The organism is Lachnospira pectinoschiza (genome assembly GCF_020564355.1).
Lineage (GTDB): Bacteria > Bacillota > Clostridia > Lachnospirales > Lachnospiraceae > Lachnospira > Lachnospira intestinalis.
The window spans coordinates 1-401 of sequence record NZ_JAJCRR010000045.1; the positions used below are offsets into that span (position 1 = coordinate 1).

Here is a 401-nt window from a genome sequence, read left to right on the forward strand (position 1 = left end):
CTAAAGTTGAAACTTATTTCCAAAAATATTCGTTCTCAACAGTACGTGACTCTACAAAAATCAAACTTGCTGAGCTCGGTAATGATGCTGGTATCATCGGTGCCGCAAGCCTTGCTTTAAAATTCAAATAATAATCTTAGGAGAACTTAAATGATCTGGATCATTGACTTTATACTTTTAGCCCTCATTATCGTCTTCTTCATCTACCCACGTTGGACACTCAAACGTAACGCCAAAGTAGTTGAAGCACCTGAATTTGAACGCTTGATGGCTACTTCTCAACTTATCGATGTCCGCGAAGCTGCAGATTTTCGAGTAAAACACATCCTTGGTGCTCGTAATTTGCCTGCTTCTCAAATGGAACAAAGTTTGAACGCAATCAACAAAAAGAAACCTGTATT

Annotated in this window: 1 protein-coding gene; it reads left to right on the plus strand. The window is 38.7% G+C overall.

Annotated elements, in window-relative coordinates; genetic code table 11:
- Window positions 1-150: 150 nt before the first annotated feature.
- A partial coding sequence (locus tag LI288_RS14170) for a rhodanese-like domain-containing protein (protein WP_160214819.1) occupies window positions 151-401 on the plus strand: 251 nt, incomplete at its 3' end.